19 protein-coding genes are annotated in these 20457 nt (G+C 72.9%); 10 read left to right on the forward strand and 9 right to left on the reverse strand.

Translation table 11 applies throughout. The annotated features are described in order from the left end of the window. Positions 1-21 precede the first annotated feature (21 nt). Positions 22-621: a PH domain-containing protein gene (locus tag ACZ6KO_RS15385; RefSeq protein WP_469304467.1), complete on the reverse strand. Its 600-nt coding sequence runs from the start codon at positions 619-621 to the stop codon at positions 22-24. A 331-nt stretch (positions 622-952) separates the two neighbouring features. Between ACZ6KO_RS15385 and deoC the strand changes: the two genes are divergently transcribed. From deoC to ACZ6KO_RS15400, 3 genes are read left to right on the forward strand one after another with little or no spacing between them, the layout of a single operon-like run. Continuing rightward, on the forward strand, positions 953-1915 hold the full coding sequence (gene deoC, locus ACZ6KO_RS15390) for a deoxyribose-phosphate aldolase (protein ID WP_401455010.1): 963 nt from the start codon (positions 953-955) through the stop codon (positions 1913-1915). A gap of 5 nt (positions 1916-1920) precedes the next feature. Next, on the forward strand, positions 1921-3357 hold the full coding sequence (locus ACZ6KO_RS15395; RefSeq protein WP_469304468.1) for an aldehyde dehydrogenase family protein: 1437 nt from the start codon (positions 1921-1923) through the stop codon (positions 3355-3357). After that, positions 3350-4243 carry an aldehyde dehydrogenase family protein gene (locus ACZ6KO_RS15400; protein ID WP_469304469.1) on the forward strand — a complete coding sequence of 298 codons (894 nt, stop codon included), beginning with the start codon at positions 3350-3352 and terminating at the stop codon, positions 4241-4243. The genes ACZ6KO_RS15395 and ACZ6KO_RS15400 overlap by 8 nt, the downstream gene beginning before the upstream one ends. 135 nt (positions 4244-4378) lie before the next feature. Here the strand turns inward: ACZ6KO_RS15400 and ACZ6KO_RS15405 are convergent, their stop codons facing one another. Further along, positions 4379-4759, reverse strand: a complete 381-nt coding sequence (locus ACZ6KO_RS15405; RefSeq protein WP_469304470.1) for a hypothetical protein — start codon at positions 4757-4759, stop codon at positions 4379-4381. A gap of 128 nt (positions 4760-4887) precedes the next feature. Here ACZ6KO_RS15405 and ACZ6KO_RS15410 point away from each other — a divergent pair, with 128 nt between their 5' ends. Further along, positions 4888-5520, forward strand: coding sequence for a uridine kinase family protein (locus ACZ6KO_RS15410; RefSeq protein WP_469304471.1), 633 nt, complete (start codon positions 4888-4890; stop codon positions 5518-5520). 227 nt (positions 5521-5747) lie between these two features. Here ACZ6KO_RS15410 and ACZ6KO_RS15415 read toward each other — a convergent pair whose 3' ends face one another. After that, positions 5748-6449, reverse strand: coding sequence for a SigE family RNA polymerase sigma factor (locus ACZ6KO_RS15415; RefSeq protein WP_469304472.1), 702 nt, complete (start codon positions 6447-6449; stop codon positions 5748-5750). A gap of 176 nt (positions 6450-6625) precedes the next feature. Here ACZ6KO_RS15415 and afsQ1 point away from each other — a divergent pair, with 176 nt between their 5' ends. The 5 genes from afsQ1 to ACZ6KO_RS15440 all read left to right on the forward strand — a co-directional run bounded on the left by afsQ1 (position 6626) and on the right by ACZ6KO_RS15440 (position 10677). Next, the gene (afsQ1, locus tag ACZ6KO_RS15420) at positions 6626-7303 is read left to right on the forward strand and encodes a two-component system response regulator AfsQ1 (RefSeq protein ID WP_469304473.1); all 678 of its coding nucleotides are present in this window, start codon (positions 6626-6628) and stop codon (positions 7301-7303) included. After that, positions 7300-8799 carry a sensor histidine kinase gene (locus tag ACZ6KO_RS15425; RefSeq protein ID WP_401454846.1) on the forward strand — a complete coding sequence of 500 codons (1500 nt, stop codon included), beginning with the start codon at positions 7300-7302 and terminating at the stop codon, positions 8797-8799. The genes afsQ1 and ACZ6KO_RS15425 overlap by 4 nt, the downstream gene beginning before the upstream one ends. Continuing rightward, entirely contained in the window at positions 8780-9430 is a 651-nt protein-coding gene (locus ACZ6KO_RS15430) for a hypothetical protein (RefSeq protein ID WP_469304474.1), read from the forward strand. Before ACZ6KO_RS15425 ends, ACZ6KO_RS15430 begins: the two co-directional genes overlap by 20 nt. A gap of 33 nt (positions 9431-9463) precedes the next feature. Then, positions 9464-9853 (forward strand): antibiotic biosynthesis monooxygenase family protein, encoded by a 390-nt coding sequence (locus ACZ6KO_RS15435; RefSeq protein ID WP_469304475.1) that lies wholly within the window; start codon positions 9464-9466, stop codon positions 9851-9853. Positions 9854-10011: 158 nt separating this feature from the next. Further along, the gene (locus ACZ6KO_RS15440) at positions 10012-10677 is read left to right on the forward strand and encodes a hypothetical protein (protein WP_469304476.1); all 666 of its coding nucleotides are present in this window, start codon (positions 10012-10014) and stop codon (positions 10675-10677) included. A gap of 17 nt (positions 10678-10694) precedes the next feature. Here the strand turns inward: ACZ6KO_RS15440 and ACZ6KO_RS15445 are convergent, their stop codons facing one another. The 4 genes from ACZ6KO_RS15445 to ACZ6KO_RS15460 form a co-directional block, all read right to left on the reverse strand. Further along, positions 10695-11117 (reverse strand): hypothetical protein, encoded by a 423-nt coding sequence (locus tag ACZ6KO_RS15445; protein ID WP_469304477.1) that lies wholly within the window; start codon positions 11115-11117, stop codon positions 10695-10697. A gap of 221 nt (positions 11118-11338) precedes the next feature. Next, positions 11339-12985, reverse strand: a complete 1647-nt coding sequence (locus ACZ6KO_RS15450; protein ID WP_469304478.1) for a phospho-sugar mutase — start codon at positions 12983-12985, stop codon at positions 11339-11341. Between the two features lie 109 nt (positions 12986-13094). Then, positions 13095-13901, reverse strand: a complete 807-nt coding sequence (locus tag ACZ6KO_RS15455) for a purine-nucleoside phosphorylase (RefSeq protein WP_401454837.1) — start codon at positions 13899-13901, stop codon at positions 13095-13097. 1181 nt (positions 13902-15082) lie between these two features. Further along, the gene (locus ACZ6KO_RS15460) at positions 15083-15520 is read right to left on the reverse strand and encodes a gamma-glutamylcyclotransferase family protein (RefSeq protein WP_401454834.1); all 438 of its coding nucleotides are present in this window, start codon (positions 15518-15520) and stop codon (positions 15083-15085) included. A 334-nt stretch (positions 15521-15854) separates the two neighbouring features. On the opposite strand from ACZ6KO_RS15460, the gene ACZ6KO_RS15465 reads away from it, so the two are divergent. Continuing rightward, positions 15855-17294 (forward strand): NAD(P)H-quinone dehydrogenase, encoded by a 1440-nt coding sequence (locus tag ACZ6KO_RS15465; RefSeq protein WP_469304479.1) that lies wholly within the window; start codon positions 15855-15857, stop codon positions 17292-17294. A 61-nt stretch (positions 17295-17355) separates the two neighbouring features. Here ACZ6KO_RS15465 and ACZ6KO_RS15470 read toward each other — a convergent pair whose 3' ends face one another. Continuing rightward, on the reverse strand, positions 17356-19263 hold the full coding sequence (locus tag ACZ6KO_RS15470) for a hypothetical protein (RefSeq protein ID WP_469304480.1): 1908 nt from the start codon (positions 19261-19263) through the stop codon (positions 17356-17358). Between the two features lie 125 nt (positions 19264-19388). Then, on the reverse strand, positions 19389-20123 hold the full coding sequence (locus ACZ6KO_RS15475; RefSeq protein WP_469304481.1) for a hypothetical protein: 735 nt from the start codon (positions 20121-20123) through the stop codon (positions 19389-19391). Positions 20124-20457 lie beyond the last annotated feature (334 nt).

The raw sequence follows: 20457 nt of genomic DNA on the forward strand, positions 1-20457 counted from the left end.
TGGCAGCGGTTCCGCCTGTCGTCAGCGTGTGACGAGGAGTACCAGGAGCAGGATCGCACCGGCGACGGCCGGGGCGATGATCTCGTACGACCAGCGCACGCTGATGCTGCCCTGCGCGGCCGGCAGCGACGCGCTGCGCTCGGCCAGCTCCTGGAGGTCGTTGACGATCTGGTCGGTGCCGGAGCGCACGACCTCGCCCGCGCCGCCCTTCTCGCGCAGCGTCTTCTTGTTGGCCCGCTTGCGGTCGCGCAGGCTGACCGGGATCGACCACATCTGGTACTTCGCGCCACCGGCCAGGACCTCGGAGGTGTACCCGGCGCGCACCGCGTCGACGGTGCCCCAGGGCAGCTCGATGGTGCGGAAGGGGTTGCGGATGCGCAGCCGGTGGTCGTTGGAGAACACCGCGGGCCGCAGGGTGAAGGCCACCACCAGCGGCACCAGGAACAGCGTCGCCGCCACCCCGTACCAGGGCGCGTTGCCGTCGCCGCGGAGCACCGCGTCCCCGCACACCCACACGATGAGCGCCAGCAGCATCACACCGCTGAGGATGCCCATGGGGGAGCGGTAGACCCGGTCGGCGTAGACCGGTTCGTCGGAGGGCTGCGGGGGCTGGCTCGTCATGCGGCCGATTCTGCCTCACGCCGTCCCGGCGACGCGATGGGCACCGGCTCCGGGTCCCGGTCGCCGGGTGACCGAGCCCGCCGCGCGCACGCGCCCGGGCCCCGGCCGCCCGGTGATCGAGCCCGCCGCGCGGCACCGGTTCCGAGCCGTGGCCGCCCCGTGACCGAGCCCGCCGCGCGCACGCGCCCAGGCCCCGGTCGCCCGGCGATCAAGACCGCCTCGCGCACGGCCCGGGCCCGCCCCGCGCAAGGGATCAAGGTCGCGAAGGGCACGGGATCCGGTGAGGGGGGTGACAGGTCGCTACGCGCGTAGATATGCTCATCTGGTGACCATGCCCACCACCCTCACCGCATTCGCTGACGTGACGACGTCCGACAGCGCGCTGCGCCGGTTCCTGCACGGGCTGCCGGGCGTAGACGCCGTCGGCCTGGAGGCCCGCGCGGCCGCCCTCGGCACCCGTTCGATCAAGACGACGGCCAAGGCGTACGCCATCGACCTGGCCATCTCGATGATCGACCTGACGACGCTGGAAGGCGCGGACACCCCGGGCAAGGTCCGGGCGCTCGCCGCCAAGGCCGTCCATCCCGACCCGACCGACCGCACCACCCCGATGACCGCCGCGGTCTGCGTCTACCCCGACATGGTGGCCACCGCGAAGGCCGCCCTGAACGGCGCCGACGTCAAGATCGCCTCCGTCGCCACCGCCTTCCCGGCGGGCCGCGCCGCCCTGCCGGTCAAGCTGGCCGACACCCGCGACGCCGTCGCCGCGGGGGCCGACGAGATCGACATGGTCATCGACCGCGGCGCCTTCCTCGCGGGCCGCTACCTGGAGACCTACGAGCTGATCAAGGCGATCAAGGAGGCCTGCGTCCGCGAGGACGGCACGGCCGCCCGCCTCAAGGTCATCTTCGAGACCGGCGAGCTGTCGACCTACGACAACATCCGCCGCGCCTCCTGGATCGGCATGCTCGCGGGCGCCGACTTCATCAAGACCTCCACCGGCAAGGTCGGGGTCAACGCCACCCCCGCGAACACCCTGCTCATGCTCGAGGCCGTCCGCGACTTCAAGGCGCAGACTGGAATCCAGATCGGTGTGAAGCCGGCCGGCGGCATCCGCACGACCAAGGACGCGATCAAGTTCCTGGTCCTGGTGAACGAGACCGTGGGCGAGGACTGGCTGACCAACGAGTGGTTCCGGTTCGGCGCCTCCAGCCTGCTGAACGACCTGCTCATGCAGCGCCAGAAGCTGAGCACCGGGCGTTACTCCGGTCCCGACTACGTGACGGTGGACTGATCTCCATGGCATCCCTTTTCGAGTACGCACCGGCTCCCGAGTCCCGCTCGGTCGTCGACATCGCCCCCTCCTACGGCCTCTTCATCGACGGTGAGTTCACCGAGGCCGCCGACGGCAAGGTCTTCAAGACCGTCTCGCCGTCCTCCGAGGAGGTCCTCTCCGAGATCGCCCAGGCGGGCGCGGCCGACGTCGACCGTGCCGTCAAGGCCGCCCGCAGGGCCTTCGAGAAGTGGTCCGCGCTGCCCGGTTCCGAGCGCGCCAAGTACCTCTTCCGCATCGCCCGGATCATCCAGGAGCGCAGCCGCGAGCTGGCCGTCCTGGAGACCCTGGACAACGGCAAGCCGATCAAGGAGACCCGCGACGCGGACCTCCCGCTCGTCGCCGCGCACTTCTTCTACTACGCGGGCTGGGCCGACAAGCTCGACCACGCGGGTTACGGCGCGAACCCCCGCCCCCTCGGCGTGGCCGGCCAGGTCATCCCGTGGAACTTCCCGCTGCTGATGCTGGCGTGGAAGATCGCCCCGGCGCTGGCGACCGGCAACACCGTCGTGCTGAAGCCGGCCGAGACGACCCCGCTCTCCGCCCTGTTCTTCGCGGACATCTGCCGCCAGGCGGGCCTGCCCAAGGGCGTCGTGAACATCCTCCCCGGGTACGGCGACGCGGGCGCGGCCCTCGTCGAGCACCCGGACGTCAACAAGGTCGCCTTCACCGGCTCGACCGCGGTCGGCAAGGCCATCGCCCGCCAGGTCGCCGGTACGGACAAGAAGGTCACCCTGGAGCTGGGCGGCAAGGGCGCCAACATCGTCTTCGACGACGCCCCCATCGACCAGGCCGTCGAGGGCATCGTGGGCGGTATCTTCTTCAACCAGGGCCAGGTCTGCTGCGCGGGTTCGCGCCTGCTGGTCCAGGAGTCGATCCACGACGAGCTGCTGGACTCCCTCAAGCGCCGCCTGTCCACGCTGCGCCTGGGCGACCCGCTGGACAAGAACACCGACATCGGCGCGATCAACTCCGCCGAGCAGCTCGCCCGGATCACCGCCCTCGCGGCGACCGGCGAGGCCGAGGGCGCCGAGCGCTGGTCCCCGGTCTGCGAGCTGCCGTCGGCCGGCTACTGGTTCGCCCCGACGCTCTTCACGAACGTCACCCAGGCGCACACCGTCGCCCGCGACGAGATCTTCGGCCCGGTCCTGTCGGTGCTGACCTTCCGTACGCCCGACGAGGCCGTCGCCAAGGCCAACAACAGCCAGTACGGCCTGTCCGCCGGCATCTGGACGGAGAAGGGTTCGCGCATCCTCGCGGTCGCGAACAAGCTCCGCGCCGGTGTGGTGTGGGCCAACACGTTCAACAAGTTCGACCCGAGCTCGCCGTTCGGCGGTTACAAGGAGTCGGGCTTCGGCCGCGAAGGCGGCCGTCACGGCCTGGAGGGCTACCTCGATGTCTGAGTCGACTCGTCTGAGCGTCTTCAAGACCTACAAGCTGTACGTCGGGGGCAAGTTCCCCCGCTCCGAGAGCGGCCGGGTGTACGAGGTGAGCGACTCGAAGGGCAAGTGGCTGGCGAACGTCCCGCTGTCCTCCCGCAAGGACGCCCGTGACGCGGTCGTCGCGGCGCGCAAGGCGTTCGGCGGCTGGTCGGGCGCGACCGCCTACAACCGCGGGCAGATCCTCTACCGCATCGCCGAGATGCTGGAGGGCCGCCGGGAGCAGTTCGTCCGCGAGGTCGGCGAGGCCGAGGGCCTGTCGAAGTCGAAGGCGGCGGCGGTCGTGGACGCGGCCATCGACCGCTGGGTCTGGTACGCGGGCTGGACCGACAAGATCGGCCAGATCGTGGGCGGGGCCAACCCGGTCGCGGGCCCGTACTTCAACCTCTCCACCCCGGAGCCGACCGGTGTCGTCACCGTCGTCGCCCCGCAGGACTCCTCGTTCCTGGGCCTGGTCTCGGTGATCGCCCCGGTCATCGCGACCGGCAACACGGCCGTCGTGATCGCCAGCGAGAAGTCCCCGCTCCCCGCCCTCTCCCTGGGCGAGGTGCTGGCCACCTCCGACCTGCCCGGCGGCGTGGTCAACATCCTCTCCGGCAAGGCCGCGGAGATGGGCCCGCACCTGGCGTCCCACCAGGACGTCAACGCGATCGACCTGGCGGGTGCCGACGTGGCCCTGGCCAAGGAGCTGGAGATCGCGGCGGCCGACAACCTCAAGCGCGTCCTGCGTCCACAGCCTGTGGACGACTGGAGCGCCGACCCGGGCACGCACCGCATGACGGCGTTCCTGGAGACCAAGACGGTCTGGCACCCCACGGGTTCGCTGGGCTCGGGCGGATCCTCGTACTAGCGGTCCCGGTACGAGGGGAATCCCCACGAGACCGGCCCCGGCAGCGATCTCCCAGCCACGCTTGGGAGGTACCCCCGCGCTGCCGGGGCCTTCGCGTACCCGCGGGCCCCGGGGCCCTGGCGGTCGATTTCCGGCCTACTGCCGGGAGCTCAGCGGCGCGAGCAGCGAGCCCACGGCGTTGGCGGGCAGTTCGCCCACCTTCGAGCCGCTCGTGACGCTGCCGGTGAGCATGTCCGTGCCGACCCGCGGGAAGTCGGCGACCTGGGTGCCCACTCCGTTGTCCAGCGGGTCCACCCCGGTGTTGGCCAGCGGGTTCACCTGGAGGTTCGCGATCGGGCCGGTGACCCCGGCCAGGGCGTGCGGCACCGAGATCTCGCCCGCCTGCGCGACTCCGGCCGCCACGGCCAGGGCCGCTCCGGCCACGGTGACGACACCCGCCGCGCGGCGCAGGACGGACGCCGACGGGGCCGGCTGGGCGGGGGATTGCGCGGAGGGCTGTGCTGCGTGACGTGCCATGGGATCCACCTGAGGTCGTAGTCGCGTGCGCACGCAGCGTAGTGGAGGGTGTGATCCTGATACCAATCGATGCCAACTGGCCATCAGGAGGATCCCCTGCGCGGGGGAATGGTTCACACTGGTGTCCCGTGAGCTGTTCCTCCCCTCTGCCGACCCGCGTCGTCCTGCTGACCGGTCCGTCGGGCTCCGGAAAATCCTCGCTGGCCGCCCGGTCGGGCCTGCCCGTGCTGCGCCTCGACGACTTCTACAAGGAGGGCGACGACCCGACCCTCCCGCTGGTCGACGGCAGCTCGGACATCGACTGGGACTCGCCGCTGTCCTGGGACGCGGACACCGCCGTCGCGGCGGTCGCCGAACTGTGCGCCTCGGGCCGTACCCAGGTGCCGGTGTACGACATCTCCACGAGTTCCCGCGCCGGTGCGGAGACCCTCGACATCTCGCGGACGCCGCTGTTCATCGCCGAGGGCATCTTCGCGGCCGACATCGCGGCCCGCTGCCAGGAACTGGGCCTGCTCGCCGACGCCATCTGCCTGCGCGGCCGGCCGGCCACCACCTTCCGCCGCCGGCTGGCGCGGGACCTGCGCGAGGGACGCAAGTCCGTCGGCTTCCTGCTGCGACGGGGCTGGCGCCTGATGCGCGCCGAACGCGGCATCGTCGCACGGCACGTCGCCCTCGGCGCGCACCCTTGCGGCCGCGACGAAGCCCTCGGCCGCCTCGCCGCCGCTGCCGCCGGCCGGCACCGCGCCCCGCAGGCCGCGTAGCGTCCGGCCGGCCCGTCCGATCCTGATCCGCGACCCCGATCCGCCGGACAGGCCCCGGAACGCAGCACGCCCCTGGAACACGGCACGCCCCTGGAGCCGGGCGCGCCGGCTCCAGGGGCGGACGTGAAGAAGCGGGACCAGTCGGACCCCCGGCCGACCGATCCCGCTTCCTCCCCCCATGGCCGCCGCCCCACCCCCGCAGGACGGCCCCCCTGGCCAGTGGTCTCCTAGGCGACGAGCTCCTCGAAGGACTCCGTCTCGTCACGACCGAAGCTCAGCGCGTCGTCGTCGCGCAGCCGGCGCAGCGAGCGCCAGATGCTCGACTTCACCGTGCCGACGCTGATGCCGAGGATGTCCGCGATCTCCGGGTCCGTACGGCCCTCGTAGTAGCGCAGGACCAGCATCGTGCGCTGCGGCTCGGGCAGCCGGGCCAGCGCCTGCCACAGCACCGCGCGCAGCTCCGTGCCGCGCATCTCGTCCGACTCGCCCACCGTCTCCGGCAGCTCCTCGGTCGGGTACTCGTTCAGCTTGCGGCGGCGCCACGCGCTGATGTGCAGGTTGGTCATGGTGCGACGCAGGTAGCCGCCGACGGCCGCCTTGTCGCTGATCCGGTCCCAGGCGCGGTACGTCGAGAACAGCGCGCTCTGCAGCAGGTCCTCGGCCTCGTGCCGGTCACCGGTGAGGTGGAAGGCGGTCGCGTAGAGCGCGGCGCGGCGCTCCTGCACGTACGCCGTGAACTCCGCCTCCGACGCCGACGTCGGCTTCTGGTCCCGCGGCTGCGGAACCGTCTCGTACGTCTTGGCGTCAATGGCTACGACATGTGCCGGCCGCGGACGGGCGACCGGTGCGTTACGGACACCTGCCCGGCGGTTCACATCGTGCAGCCGCGTGACAACCGCGCTGGTGGTGGTGCTGTGCAGCGTGTTCATCTCGCGCCCCCCGTCGTGGAGTGAAGCTTCGGTCCGTTGCTCAAAAGATTGCCCGGCCGACTTAACCGGGGTGTCCGCCGACTGTCACAGCCCTGTCACAGCGGCCGTGGGACGGCCGGAAAACGGTTGGCTCCCGGCGGTCGAACTCCGATCGGCCGATGGGACAGAATGAGCGGGTGCCTTTCCTGTTGCTGATCGAGGACGACGACGCCATCCGCACGGCCCTCGAACTCTCCCTGTCCCGCCAGGGTCACCGTGTGGCCACCGCGGCGACGGGCGAGGACGGCCTGAAACTGCTGCGCGAGCAGCGGCCGGATCTGATCGTGCTCGACGTCATGCTGCCCGGGATCGACGGCTTCGAGGTGTGCCGGCGGATCCGGCGCACCGACCAGCTGCCGATCATCCTGCTGACCGCCCGCAACGACGACATCGATGTCGTCGTCGGCCTGGAGTCCGGCGCCGACGACTACGTCGTCAAGCCCGTCCAGGGCCGGGTGCTGGACGCCCGTATCCGGGCCGTGCTGCGCCGCGGCGAGCGCGAGGCCAGCGACTCCGCCATGTTCGGGTCCCTGGTCATCGACCGCGCCGCCATGACGGTCACCAAGAACGGCGAGGACCTCCAGCTCACGCCGACCGAGCTGCGGCTGCTGCTCGAACTGAGCCGCCGGCCCGGCCAGGCCCTCTCGCGCCAGCAGTTGCTGCGGCTGGTGTGGGAGCACGACTACCTCGGCGACTCCCGCCTGGTGGACGCCTGCGTGCAGCGGCTGCGCGCCAAGGTCGAGGACGTGCCGTCCTCGCCCACCCTGATCCGGACCGTGCGCGGCGTCGGCTATCGCCTGGACTCCCCGCAGTGATCCGCGCGCTGCTCGCGGGCCGGCGCTGGACCAGCCTGCGGCTGCGGCTCATCGTCGTGTTCGGGCTGGTCGCGCTCACGGCCGCCGTATCGGCCTCCGGTATCGCCTACTGGCTCAACCGGGAGGCCGTGCTCACCCGTACCCAGGACGCGGCCCTCGGCGACTTCCGCCAGGAGATGCAGAACCGTGCGGCCGCCCTGCCGGCCGAGCCGACCCCGGAGGAACTCCAGCGCACCGCCGAGCTGATGGCCGGCAGCGCGCCCGGCTACAGCGTGCTGCTCGTGCACGAGCGCAAGGACGGCCGCAAGGTGTTCGGGACCGCCGGCCCCGACACCTTCTCGCTGGGCGACGTCCCCGGGACGCTCCAGCACGCGGTCAACGACAAGCCGAAGGCGACGTCGGCCAGCAGCTCCGAGTACCACATGTACTGGCAGCGCACGACGCCCAAGGGCAACCCGTACCTGGTGGGCGGGACCCGGATCGTGGGCGGCGGGCCGACCGGCTACATGTACAAGTCGCTCGCGCAGGAGCGCGACGACCTCAACGCGCTGGGCTGGTCGCTGTTCATCGCCACCCTGCTGGCCCTGCTCGGCTCGGCGCTGCTCGCGCAGGCCGCCGCCCGTACGGTCCTCAAGCCCATCCAGCGGCTCGGCGACGCGGCCCGGCGGCTGGGGGAGGGCGAGCTGGACACCCGGCTCGACGTCTCCGGTACGGACGAACTGGCCGACCTCTCGCACACCTTCAACAAGACGGCGGAGGCGCTGGAGAAGAAGGTCGCCGACATGAGCGCGCGCGAGGAGTCCAGCCGGCGCTTCGTCGCGGACATGTCGCACGAACTGCGCACGCCGCTGACCGCGCTGACAGCCGTGACCGAAGTGCTGGAGGAGGAGGTCGACGGCCTCGATCCGATGATCGCACCGGCGGTGGAGCTCGTGGTCAGCGAGACGCGGAGGCTGAACAACCTGGTGGAGAACCTGATGGAGGTCACCCGCTTCGACGCGGGCACGGCCCGTCTGGTGCTCGACGACGTCGACGTGGCCGACCAGGTCACCGCCTGCATCGACGCCCGGGCCTGGCTGGACGCGGTGGAACTGGACGCGGACCGCGGCATCGTGGCGCGCCTGGACCCGCGCCGGCTCGACGTGATCCTGGCCAACCTCATCGGCAACGCCCTCAAGCACGGCGGCTCGCCGGTGCGGGTGTCGGTGCGGGTGGCGGACGACTGGCTGGTCATCGCGGTCAAGGACAACGGCCCCGGCATCCCGGCCGATGTGCTGCCGCACGTCTTCGACCGCTTCTACAAGGCGAGCGCCTCGCGGCCGCGTTCGGACGGCAGCGGACTGGGGCTCTCGATCGCGATGGAGAACGCGCACATTCACGGGGGCGACATCACCGCCGAGAACGCGCCGGGTCCGGAGGGCGGCGGCGCGCTGTTCACGCTGCGGCTGCCGGTGGACGTGGGGAAGGTGATCGCCGGTGACGGCGTGGACGCGTAGCGCCCTGGCGCCGGCGGGGCTGCTGGCGATGCTGGTGCTGTCCGGGTGCGGGATCCGGGCGACGACGGTGCCGGTGGACGTGGGCGCGGCCCCGTCGCGGGTCTCCTGCGACACCCCGGCGCAGGCGTCGCCGGCCGGGGTGCAGGGATTCCGGGCGACGGTGGAGCTGATCTGCGGCTCGCAGCTGGTGGGCGTGGACCGGGTGGTTCCCGTACCGGAGAAGCGGGCGTCGAAGGAACCGGTGGTACTGGTCGCGCAGGCGCTGCTGGAGGCCCTGGAGAAGGCGCCGTCGGGCGACGAGCGGGACGCGGGCTTCAGTACGGGCGTGCCGGCCCTGACCGTGGCCCCGCCGCGCGCCGGTGACCCGGTGGGCACCCTGCGGCTGAGCCGCCGGCCCGAGGACCTGCCGCCGGTCGCGCTGGCGCAGATCGTCTGCACGCTGGCGGAGAGCGAGGCGGTCTCGGCGGGCGCGGGCCCGGTGGTCCTGGGCGGCCCGGACCCGGACCCGCCGCGGGCGTTCGAGTGCACGGAGGCGGTGCGCTCCCGCCCGGAGTCGGCGTCGACGCTGGGCGAGATCGTCCGCACGAGCGCGGCCCCGAGCCCGAGCCCCGGGGCCACGAAGTCCCCTTGACCTCAAGCGAGGTCGAGGATTCATGATCCCGGCATGGAAACGAACACGAACACGAGCACGAATGCGGGCGGCGGCACGGAGACGGAGTTCGTCTCAATCATCGACTACACAGTCGACGGTCCGGGCACCCAGGCCGAGCTCGTGGCGGCCTTCGCGCCGCTCCAGGAGCGCTGGGTGAGCTTCTACCCCGGCTTCGTCTCGGCCCGCTTCCACACCAGTACGGACGGCACCCGCGTGTACAACGTGGTGACGTGGGAGAACGAGGCGGCCTACCGCAACTTCGTCGACACCTCCGACACCGCGGGCCGCCTGGCGGCCATCGAGGCCGCGCTGGCGGGCCTGTCGGGCACCGCGGAACCCCGTATGACGGGCGCCCCGACCTACCGCGTGGTCCACGAGACCGGCCCGACGACGGCCCGGTGAGCGGGCCGGTGCCCGGGACGTCGGGGGGTCGGGGACGTCCCGGGCCGCTCATGGGTGCCGGCCGGGGCCGGAGCCGCGGCCGAGGCCGCCGGCGCGCTGCCGGAACGCTGACATTTGTCACTTTGCTCCGGCTTGAACCTGTCTGATCCTGGGAGGAGTTGACCAGCGAATCTGTGGACGGGGGCGGTGCCGTGACCGAGGTGGGACACGTGACGGGAACGGTGACGGCGAAGCCGACCAGAACCGGCGTTGTGGGGGTGCTGGCCCGGTCGCTGGCGGCGGTGGTGCTGCGGCGGCCGGCGGTGCCGGGGCTGCGGCACTCGGCCGGGCTGCGGCAGCTGGTGCTGCCCCTGGTCGGCATGGAGGTCGTGACAGGGTTCCTGCTGTCCTCGATGCTGCCGCCGGCCGTCCGGCCGGTGCACGTGACGCTCGAGGCCCTGTTGATCCTGGGCGGGCTCGCCCTGGTGGCCGCGCTGCTGCGGCACCCCCACGAGGTGGACGCGGACCGGCTGGTCCTGCGTACCGCCTTCCTCGGGGACGTGGAGCTGCCGCGCTCGGCGGTCCGGTCCGTCGCTCCGGTCATCCGGACCGTCGACGGCAAGGGCCCGCGGGCCGTGCCGGGGGAACCGGACGCGGTGGCCTGCTCCGTGAGCGACTCGCTGAACCTGGCCATCCGGCTCGATCCGCCCGTCCGCCTCGACCTGGGTGCGGCAGGGGTGGTGGACGCCAGGACGGTGTACGCCTCGGCTGACTCCGTCCCCGCCCTGTCCGCGGCCCTCCGGGCGACGGCCCAGGCTGTGTCCTGCGGATCAGGCCCGGCCTGATCCGCAAGACACACGGCCTAGCGATGCAGCGGCACGCAGGAGTTGCCGTCGCCGACCTTGCAGACGAAGAGCTGGACGTCACGCACGTTGTAGCCCTTGTCGGTGTTCTTCAGCTGGGCGTTGTAGGTCCGGGTCCTGTCGACCCACTTCGAGCCGTCCCACTTCCAGTACTTGGCGTAGATCCCGACGGCGCGGCCGTCGTTGCCGCAGGAGTCGTACGGGGTGATGTCCCACCGGGTGTTGAACAGCGGGCGGCCCTGGGCCTCGCCGACGTACTCCCAGTGGTAGGTGCCGGTGGCGCTCCCGCACCCGTCCCGCAGCGAGCCGGAGTGCCGGCCGCCCTCCCACGCGGCGTGGGCGACGGACGGCAGTGCGAGGACCATCGCGCCCGCGACGGCGGCCGTGACGGCCGACTTCTTGCCCAACTTTCCGAAAGCCATGGCTTTCCCCCTGGTCAGGTAGTTCGGTCGAAGGGAAAGCTATGCCCCGCGCCCGCCTCCGCTCGCCCCACCACGGGTTGAACTCGACCTACCACGAGAGTGGTGGGGGCCGTACACCCTGTGGGGTAGGCGGGGCCACGGGGGCAGGGGACACGCAGACGGCGACGGGCCCCGGACCGTTGAGGTCCGGGGCCCGTCGGGCGTGGCGGTGCGTGGCGGGGCTAGATGCCCGCGGCCGCCGCGAGGTCCTTCTTGATCGCGTCCAGGACTTCCTGGCCGCGGGTGCGGGCCGGGGCCAGGTCGGCGGCGCCGCCGACCGGGACCACGACCTCCAGGTAGCACTTGAGCTTGGGCTCGGTGCCCGAGGGGCGGACGATCACGCGGGCCTTGTAGGCGCCGTCGAGGTAGTAGCGCAGGCCGTCCGTCGGCGGGAGCGCCTCCGTGCCCCGCGTCAGGTCCTCGGCGGACACCACCCGCAGGCCGGCCAGCGACGCCGGCGGCTCGGCGCGCAGCGCGGCCATCGCCGAGGCGATCACCGACAGGTCCGAGACGCGCACCGACAGCTGGTCGGTGGCGTGCAGGCCGTGCTCCAGCGCCAGGTCGTCCAGCAGGTCCGTCAGCGTACGGCCCTGCTCCTTCAGCTCCGAGGCCAGCTCGGCCACCAGCAGGGCGGCCGTGACGCCGTCCTTGTCGCGGACGCCTTCGGGGTCGACGCAGTAGCCCAGCGCCTCCTCGTAGCCGTACCGCAGGCCCTCGACCCGGGCGATCCACTTGAAGCCCGTGAGGGTCTCCTCGTAGCCCACACCGGCCGCCTCCGCGATCCGGCCCAGCAGCGAGGACGAGACGATCGACTCCGCGAAGACGCCCCGGGCGCCCTTGCGCACCAGGTGGGCGGCGAGCAGCGCGCCGACCTCGTCGCCGCGCAGCATCCGCCAGCCGTCGGCGGTGGGGACGGCCACCGCGCAGCGGTCGGCGTCCGGGTCGTTGGCGATCACGATGTCGGGGCCGGCCTCGGCGGCCTTCGCGAAGGCCAGGTCCATCGCGCCCGGCTCCTCCGGGTTGGGGAAGGCCACCGTCGGGAACGCCGGGTCCGGCTCCGCCTGCTCGGCCACGAGCACCGGCTCCGGGAAGCCGTGCCGGGCGAAGGCCGCCAGGACGACGTCCTTGCCGACGCCGTGCATGGCCGTGTAGACGGTCCGCACACCGCGCGGGGACCCGGGGGTCAGGACCGCGTCCGTACGCGCCAGGTAGGCCTCCAGCACCTCGTCACCGAGGGCCTCCCAGCCCTCCGAGGGCCGGGGCACCTCCGCCAGCGCACCGATCCGCGCGATCTGCGCCGCGATCTCGGTGTCCGCCGGGGAGACGATCTGGGAGCCGTCGCCGAGGTAGACCTTGTAGCCGTTGTCCCGGGGCGGGTTGTGGCTCGCGGTCACCTCGACGCCGGCGACGGCACCCAGGTGCCTTATCGCGTACGCGAGGACCGGCGTCGGAAGCGGTCGGGGCAGGACGGCGGCGCGCAGGCCCGCGCCGGTCATCACGGCCGCGGTGTCCCGGGCGAAGTCCGCCGACTTGTAGCGCGCGTCGTAGCCGATGACCACGAGCCCGCCCGCGTGGCCCTGCGCCTTGAGGTAGGCCGCCAGGCCCGCCGCGGCGCGGATGACCACGGCGCGGTTCATCCGCATCGGGCCCGCGCCGAGCTCGCCGCGCAGTCCGGCGGTGCCGAACTGCAGCGTGCCGGAGAACCGGTCCGCGAGCTCCGCCGTGTCGCCCGACTCGATGAGCCGTGCCAGCTCACCGGCCGTCTCCGGGTCCGGGTCCTCCGCCAGCCAGGCCTGCGCCCGGCCGATCAGGTCGTCCTGCTCCTGCAACTTCTTCCGCCTCTTCCTCGTACGTCGTCGCGACTTCGCTCCGTGCGGCTGAGCCCCGTCCGGCCCGGCCCCGCGGGGCCGCGTGCTGCGGGGCTTCGCCTCGTCCGGCTCAGATCCGGGCGAGGACCTGGGTGAGCAGCTCGCCCATGCGGGCGGCCGAGTCGCGGCCGGCCTGCAGCACTTCCTCGTGGTTGAGCGGCTCGCCGGAGATGCCGGCGGCCAGGTTGGTCACGAGGGAGATGCCCAGCACCTCGGCGCCGGCCTCACGGGCGGCGATGGCCTCCAGCACGGTGGACATGCCGACCAGGTCGGCGCCCATGACGCGGATCATGTTGATCTCGGCCGGGGTCTCGTAGTGCGGGCCGGGGAACTGGACGTAGACGCCCTCTTCGAGGGTGGGGTCGATCTCCTTGCACATCGCGCGCAGGCGCGGCGAGTACAGGTCGGTCAGGTCCACGAAGTTCGCGCCGATGATCGGCGAGGCAGCGGTGAGGTTGAGGTGGTCGCTGATCAGGACCGGCTGGCCGGGGCGCATGCCCTCGCGCAGACCACCGCAGCCGTTGGTCAGGACGATGGTCTTGCAGCCGGCGGCGACGGCGGTGCGCACACCGTGGGCGACGGCGGCGACGCCGCGGCCCTCGTAGTAGTGGGTCCGGCCGAGGAAGAGCAGCGCGCGCTTGTCGCCGATCTTGTACGAGCGGATCTTGCCGCCGTGGCCCTCGACGGCGGGCGGGGGGAATCCGGGCAGCTCGGTGACGGAGAACTCGGCCTCGGGCGTGCCGAGCGCCTCGGCGGCGGGCGCCCAGCCGGAGCCCATGACGAGGGCGACATCGTGGGTCTCGGCGCCGGTGAGCTCACGCAGACGCGCGGCCGCGGCGTCGGCGGCGGCGTGGGGGTCGGTAACAGATGCGTTCACGCGGACGAGGGTAGCTCGTTCTGGCCTACGCGCGTAGATGGCACAGCTCACGGTGTTCGGATCGTTGCCTTGTCGTTTCCGACGATTTGCGGCCTCCCGGCGGGGCGGGGACCGGGGACGGGGCCCGTGCGGGCCCCGTGCCGTGCCCGGGGCGGGCCCCTGCGCCGGGCCCCGGGCGGGCCCCTGCGCCGGGCCCCGGGCGGGCCCTGTGCCCGGGCCCCGGGCGCGGCTTCGTAACCGGGCCTCGGGCGGCCTCGTGCTGGACCCCGGGGGGCCCGTGCCGGGTCTCGAGTGGCCTCGTGCTGGGCCTCGGAGGGCCCGTGCCGGGTCTCGGGATGGATCCCGTGCCGGGCCGGGTGGGCTCGGTGCCGGTTTCGGGTGGATCCCGTGCCGGGTCTCGGGTTGGCTCCGTGCCGGGTCTCGGGCGGGGCCGCGTCCGGGCCTCGGGCGGGCCGCGTGCCGGGCCCCCGGGTGGGCGGGCCCTGTGCCGTGTCTCGGGCGGACCCCGTGCCGGGCCTGGGGTGGGCCCCTGCGCCGGGCCCCGGGCGGGTCCTGCTCCGGGCCCCGGGCGCGGCTTCGTACCGGGCCCCGGGTGGGTTCCGTGCCGGGTCTCGGGCGGGTTCCGTGCCGGGCCTGGGGTTCCGTCCCGGCTCTCAGGTGCGGCTTCGTGCCGGGCTCCGGGCGGTTGCCGTGCCGGGCCGGGCCTTGGGTGGACCTCGTACCCGGGCCTGGGCGGGATGTCCCCGGCCCCGGGTGGGCTCTCTGCCCGAGCCCCCGCCCGGGGCTCGACCCGGCTCCGGGTGGGTGTCGAGCCGGGCGCCGGCCAGGATCCGACCGGGCCTGGGCGGGCCCCGTACTGGGCCTCGGCCGGTCCTCGGCCGGTCCTCGACCCCGGGGCCGGTACGGCCCCTGGGCCCCGGACCTCGACCGGCCGTGGCCCGGGCGCCGGGGTGGCCTTGCGGCCGGGGTGCTCACGGCAGGGGGCCGGCTGTGCGCCGGTGGGGCCCCACGGAGGCGCGGGCGGCAGAGTGCCGTTCCCCTCTGGCCGTCAAGCAGTGGCTCCCGAGTAGCCTCGCCGGCGTTTGAGGCGCCGCCGGAGGCCCCGCGGACGGGTGGCCGGCAGCGTGCCGGTCCGTCCCGGCCGTGGGGCAGCGGCTCCCGGGTAGCCGCGCCGCCGGAGGTCAGCAGGGTCGTTTGCGCAGTTCCATCACGTAGTCGTGCGGCGCCCCCGCCGATTCGGCCGCGTCGGCGATCTCACCCAGGTAGCGGGCCGAGGGCAGGCCGCCCTCGTAGCCGTTCAGGACGTACACCCACGCCGCCTCCTCGCCGTCGAGGGTCTGCACGCGGACCCGCATGCGGCGGTAGATGTCGAGCCCGACGCCTTCCCAGCGGTCCATCGAGTCCTCGTCCAGCGGCGCGATGTCGTACAGCGCGACGAAGACCTGGTGGCGCGGCGCTTCCACGATCGTGGCGAGCGCGCCCTCCCAGCCCATCTGTTCCCCGCCGAACGTCAGCCGCCAGTCCTGGAGCCACCCCGTGCCGCGCAGCGGGGAATGCGGGGCGCGGCGCGTCATCAGCCGCGGGTCGAGGTTGCCGGCGTACGCGGCGTAGAGCGACATGAGGTCGAGGGTACGGGAGGGGCACGGGTGGAGGTGTGCCCGGCCGCCGGACGGGCCGTCGCACGCATGTCGCAGGGCTGTCGGGCCGATGTAGCGGCCGATGCCGCGGCGGATACCGGGCGGTCGCGGGACGGCGGTGGGGCGGCCGTGGGGCCGGGCCCGGCGGGGACGGCGGACCCGGCGGCGGCCGGGCACCGCCCCGGTTGGCGGACCGGGGGAGAAGCACCTTGAAGCGTGCGGGACAATGGGGCACGGAATGCATCCCCCGGGGAGACCCCCCGGCAATCCCCGGCCGGGGCGGCAGCCGGCCGGGTAGACGTGAGGCGGAGTTTTCGTGACCCGGATCGTGATCATCGGCGGCGGACCCGGCGGGTATGAGGCGGCGCTCGTAGGGGCCCAGCTCGGCGCGGAGGTGACCGTCGTCGACTGCGACGGTCTGGGCGGGGCCTCGGTCCTGACCGACTGCGTACCGTCCAAGACCCTCATCGCGACCGCCGAGGTGATGACGAACTTCGATTCGTCGTACGAAGAGCTCGGCATCATCGTCGCCGACGACACCCCGCACCTGGAGCAGGCCGCCCGCGTCGTCGGCGTCGACCTCGGCAAGGTCAACCGGCGTGTCAAGCGGCTCGCGCTGGCCCAGAGCCACGACATCACCGCCTCCGTCACCCGCGCCGGCGCCCGCGTCCTGCGCGGCCGCGGCAAGCTCGGCGGCCCGCAGGGGATCGACGGCACCCGCGACGTGATCGTCACCGCCGCCGACGGCACGGAGACGATCCTCACCGCCGACGCCGTCCTGATCGCGACCGGCGGCACCCCCCGCGAGATCCCCGACGCCCAGCCCGACGGCGAGCGGATCCTGAACTGGACCCAGGTCTACGACCTCGACGAGCTCCCCGAGGAGCTGATCGTGGTGGGTTCCGGCGTCACCGGCGCCGAGTTCGCCGGCGCGTACCAGGCCCTCGGCTCGCGCGTCACCCTCGTCTCCTCCCGCGACCGCGTGCTGCCCGGCGAGGACCCGGACGCCGCCGCCGTCCTGGAGGACGTCTTCCGCCGCCGCGGCATGAACGTCATCGGCCGCTCGCGCGCCGAGTCCGCCAAGCGGGTCGGCGACCGGGTCGAGGTCACCCTCTCCGACGGCCGGGTCATCACCGGCACGCACTGCCTGATGGCGGTCGGCGCGATCCCGAACACCAAGAACATGAACCTGGAGGAGTCCGGAGTCCGCCTGAAGGAGTCCGGCCACATCTGGACGGACAAGGTCTCGCGCACCTCCGCACCCGGCGTGTACGCCGCCGGCGACGTCACCGGCATCTTCGCGCTGGCCTCCGTCGCGGCCATGCAGGGCCGGATCGCGATGTACCACTTCCTCGGTGACGCGGTGACCCCGCTCAACCTCAAGACGGTCTCCTCGAACGTCTTCACCGACCCCGAGATCGCGACCGTCGGCTACACCCAGGCCGACGTCGACGCCGGCAAGATCGACGCCCGCGTCGTCAAGCTGCCGCTGCTGCGCAACCCGCGCGCCAAGATGCAGGGCATCCGGGACGGCTTCGTGAAGCTGTTCTGCCGCCCGGGCACGGGCATCGTCGTCGGTGGCGTGGTCGTCTCGCCGCGCGCGAGCGAACTGATCCACCCGATCTCGATCGCGGTCGACAACAACCTGACGGTCGAGCAGATCGCCAACGCCTTCACGGTGTACCCGTCCCTGTCGGGCTCGATCGCCGAGGTGGCCCGCCAGCTCCACACCCGCAAGGCGGCGGGCGAGGCGTAACGGGGGGCGGCCCGACCGGCCGGGCGGGCCGGCCGGACCACCCGGGCGGCGGCCTGCCCACTCACTCCTCGGTGACGACGTACAGCCCCAGCTTCTTGGCGAGCGCGCCGGCGTGGGCGAGGCCCTCGCGCCAGTCGGCGCCGTCCAGGGACTGGTACGGCGGATCCATCAGCTCGCAGTACGCGTCGAGCGCGGCGCGGGCGTCCCGCAGGGCCCGGAACAGCCGCTGCTCCGGCCCCTCGGCCTGGCTCACCGGCGTGTCGACGGACTTCATGAGCACGCGCTCGCGCAGCCACTCGTTGTTGTGCGAGGGCGTGTTGAGCAGCACGTCCGTCGGGATCTCGCGGCCGTGCTCGTCCAGCCGGGGGAAGGGCAGGTCGTCCCTGGAGGCCCGCACGGCCGCCATCAGCTGCCGGATGCCCCACTCGTTGGTGATCATCTTGTCGAGGACCGCCGAGACGTGGCCGCGGTAGGAGGCGGAGCCCCGGTCCACGCCCAGACCGCCCAGGGCGAGCACGGGCACCACGGCGCGCGCCGCGACCTCGTGGCAGCGCCGCCCGGGACCGCCGTCCCGCACCTCGGCCAGCGCCTCGGCCTCCAGCTCGTCCAGGGCCGCCGCGTCCGGCCGCGGCGTGACCGTCCACGACCCGCCCGACTTGGACCACAGCGCGTTGACCGCGGCGTTGCGGGCCCGGTCCAGCAACTGCGGGTCGTGCCCGGAGAAGGACCGCAGGGCCAGCTCGATGGCGTACGGCGAACGGCTCTTCGCCGAGAACGACCGGAACCCGAGCACCTCGTTGACGGCCCGGCGCAGCTTCGGATCGTCACTGGTCATCAGCCGGATCAGCCAGGCGCACCGTTCGTCGCGGTGGTGGCTGAGGCCGAGCTTGCCGGCCACCTGGGTCAGGTCCTCCCGGCCGAGGGCGAAGACGAGCTCGTCACCGTCGATCAGCCCCAGGTCGGCCAGGGTGTTCACGGTGCGCTCGGCGAGCAGGGTCTTCTGCGCCTCGTCGGAGAACGCCTTCGGTTCGATGTTCTGCGCCCCGAGGGCGAGGTTCAGGGTGCTGGAGTAGCTCGCCCGGTGCGCGCGCTGTTGCGGGGTGGCGCCCGTGTCCCAGCCCCAGCCGACGATCAGGTCGGCCTCCGCCGTCAGGGCGTTCAGCTCGGCCTCGATCCGGACGAGCGCGTCGGGCCGGACGGCCGGGTCCTGCTGCAGGCCGGCGGTCTCGCGGCCGAGCCGGGAGAGCGTCCGGGTGATCCAGCGGCGCTGCTCGGCGGGGTCCGTCGCGAGGATCGCGGACTCGCTCAGGTCCAGCAGCTGGTGTGCCGAGGCGGTCCGCGAGGTCCCGTCGACGACGCCGACGGCGGGCCGGGGGGTGCCGTCGGTGAACCGGTACTCCACGTGCCCCGCCAGCAGCGGCATGATCACGCCGTTGGCGGCGATGTCGTCGACCCAGTTGTTGTTCTTGCGTACGTAATCCGCGTTCGCGTCCAGCGCGGTCGCCACCGTCTGGCGGGCGCCCCGGTAGATCAGCGAGGGTGTGTCGGTGGCCGACTCGGGGGCGGGCAGGGCGAGTTTGGCCAGACCCTTCTTCCCCGCCAGCGGGTCCGAGAGGTAGGTCTGGCCGACGACGAAACGGCCGTTGGTCGCGTCGACGAGCAGCAGGGGGGTCCAGACGGTGGCGCGCAGCAGATACAGCAGCCGGCTGCCCCGGACCCGCTGCTTCCTGATCTGGGTGGGGCGGACACCGCGGGGATCGACCACGGCGGACAGCAGGTCCGCCGCCGATTCGAGCGAGTGGACTATGTCGCCGTCCGCGTACGGGGACTCGTCCACCAGCCGGGCGGCGGCGGCCTCCACCGACCTGCGGTCCCTGACCGACAGGCCCGCGATGCGCTCACCGGCGACCTGGAGGCGGTCGCGGTACTCCTGCTCGTCGACCTCGCGGCCCGTGTCCTTCTCATCCATCTGGGCTATGCCTTCCGCTTGACCGGGTACCTGGGGGAATGCAGAGTGGAGGGGCCGGGCCCAGGAGGGCCCGGAAGTGGGGCCAGGTCATCCGCCGGACGACGGACACCTGGCCTTCGCGCTGTTCAGAGGGGGTTCGCGGGGCCGTGCGAGGCGTCGCAGCCGGCGCAGCCGAGGACGGTGGTCTTCGTCTGCTGGGCGAGCGTGGTCCAGTGCGATCCGTCGCCGTCCGCGGCCGCTCCGAAGGCACCGACGGCGATGTCCGCCGCGCCGAGCGCGTGCTCGGCGTCTCCCTTCTCGTACGCGATGCGCAGGCCGGACGGCAGCACACCGGCGCGGCGCAGCCCGTGGAGACTCGCGATGTCGGCGCCGTCCCGCTGGGGCCCCCGGGACTCGAAGACGGCCAGGGTCACGTCACGGGCGGCCAGTTCGGGCAGCAGCCGCTGAAGGGCGTGGCGGCGCGCGCGTTCCTGGCGGGCGGGGTCCATGCCGCAGCAGGTGGCGACGACGATCTCCGCGTCCGGCGGGACGCCTGCCGGGATGCCCGTCGGGACGCCCGCCGATCCCACCGCGCTCGCCGGAACCGCTGCGACCTCCGCGGCCTCCGCGGCCTTCACGACCTGCGCGCGGCTGCGGACCAGGCCGTCGACCAGCTGCCGGCGCCGCCTGCGGCTCTCGTCGCGCCAGTGGACCTTGCGCTGGCCGGGCAGGCGTAAGGCGGCCATCGCGGTGTGCAGCGCCTCCGCCCCGGCACCGGGCAGGACCACGGCGGCCATCATGAAGATGCCCGGGCCGGCCGGGTTGCCCGGGGTGCCCGCACGGGCGCGCATCGACTCGTCACAGAACGCACGGAACGTCACGACCTACCTCCTCGGAGCCGGTGAGGGCTCGACGCAGGAGGCCGGTGGAGCTGGAAAGAGGGCCGGACTGCCTGCACGTCTGCGCCAGAGGGCCGTGGCGGCGCTCGGGCGATCCAGTGGGTCGGCTCGACAGCCGGCGGACGCCCCCGGGAAACCCCGCTCGCCTTCGGACCAGGAGCGCGAGCTCCTGACGAACAGTGCTTCGAGAGGTGGACCGTTGGTGGACGCGTGGGTGGACCCGCGGGGTCGGACGCATCGGACCAACGGTTGTGCGAACGAGGTTGTGGAGCCTGGTGTTGCGCTTGCGCAATGAGGGTAGGCACTTGAACTCGGC

The organism is Streptomyces sp. NPDC042102, assembly GCF_055582305.1.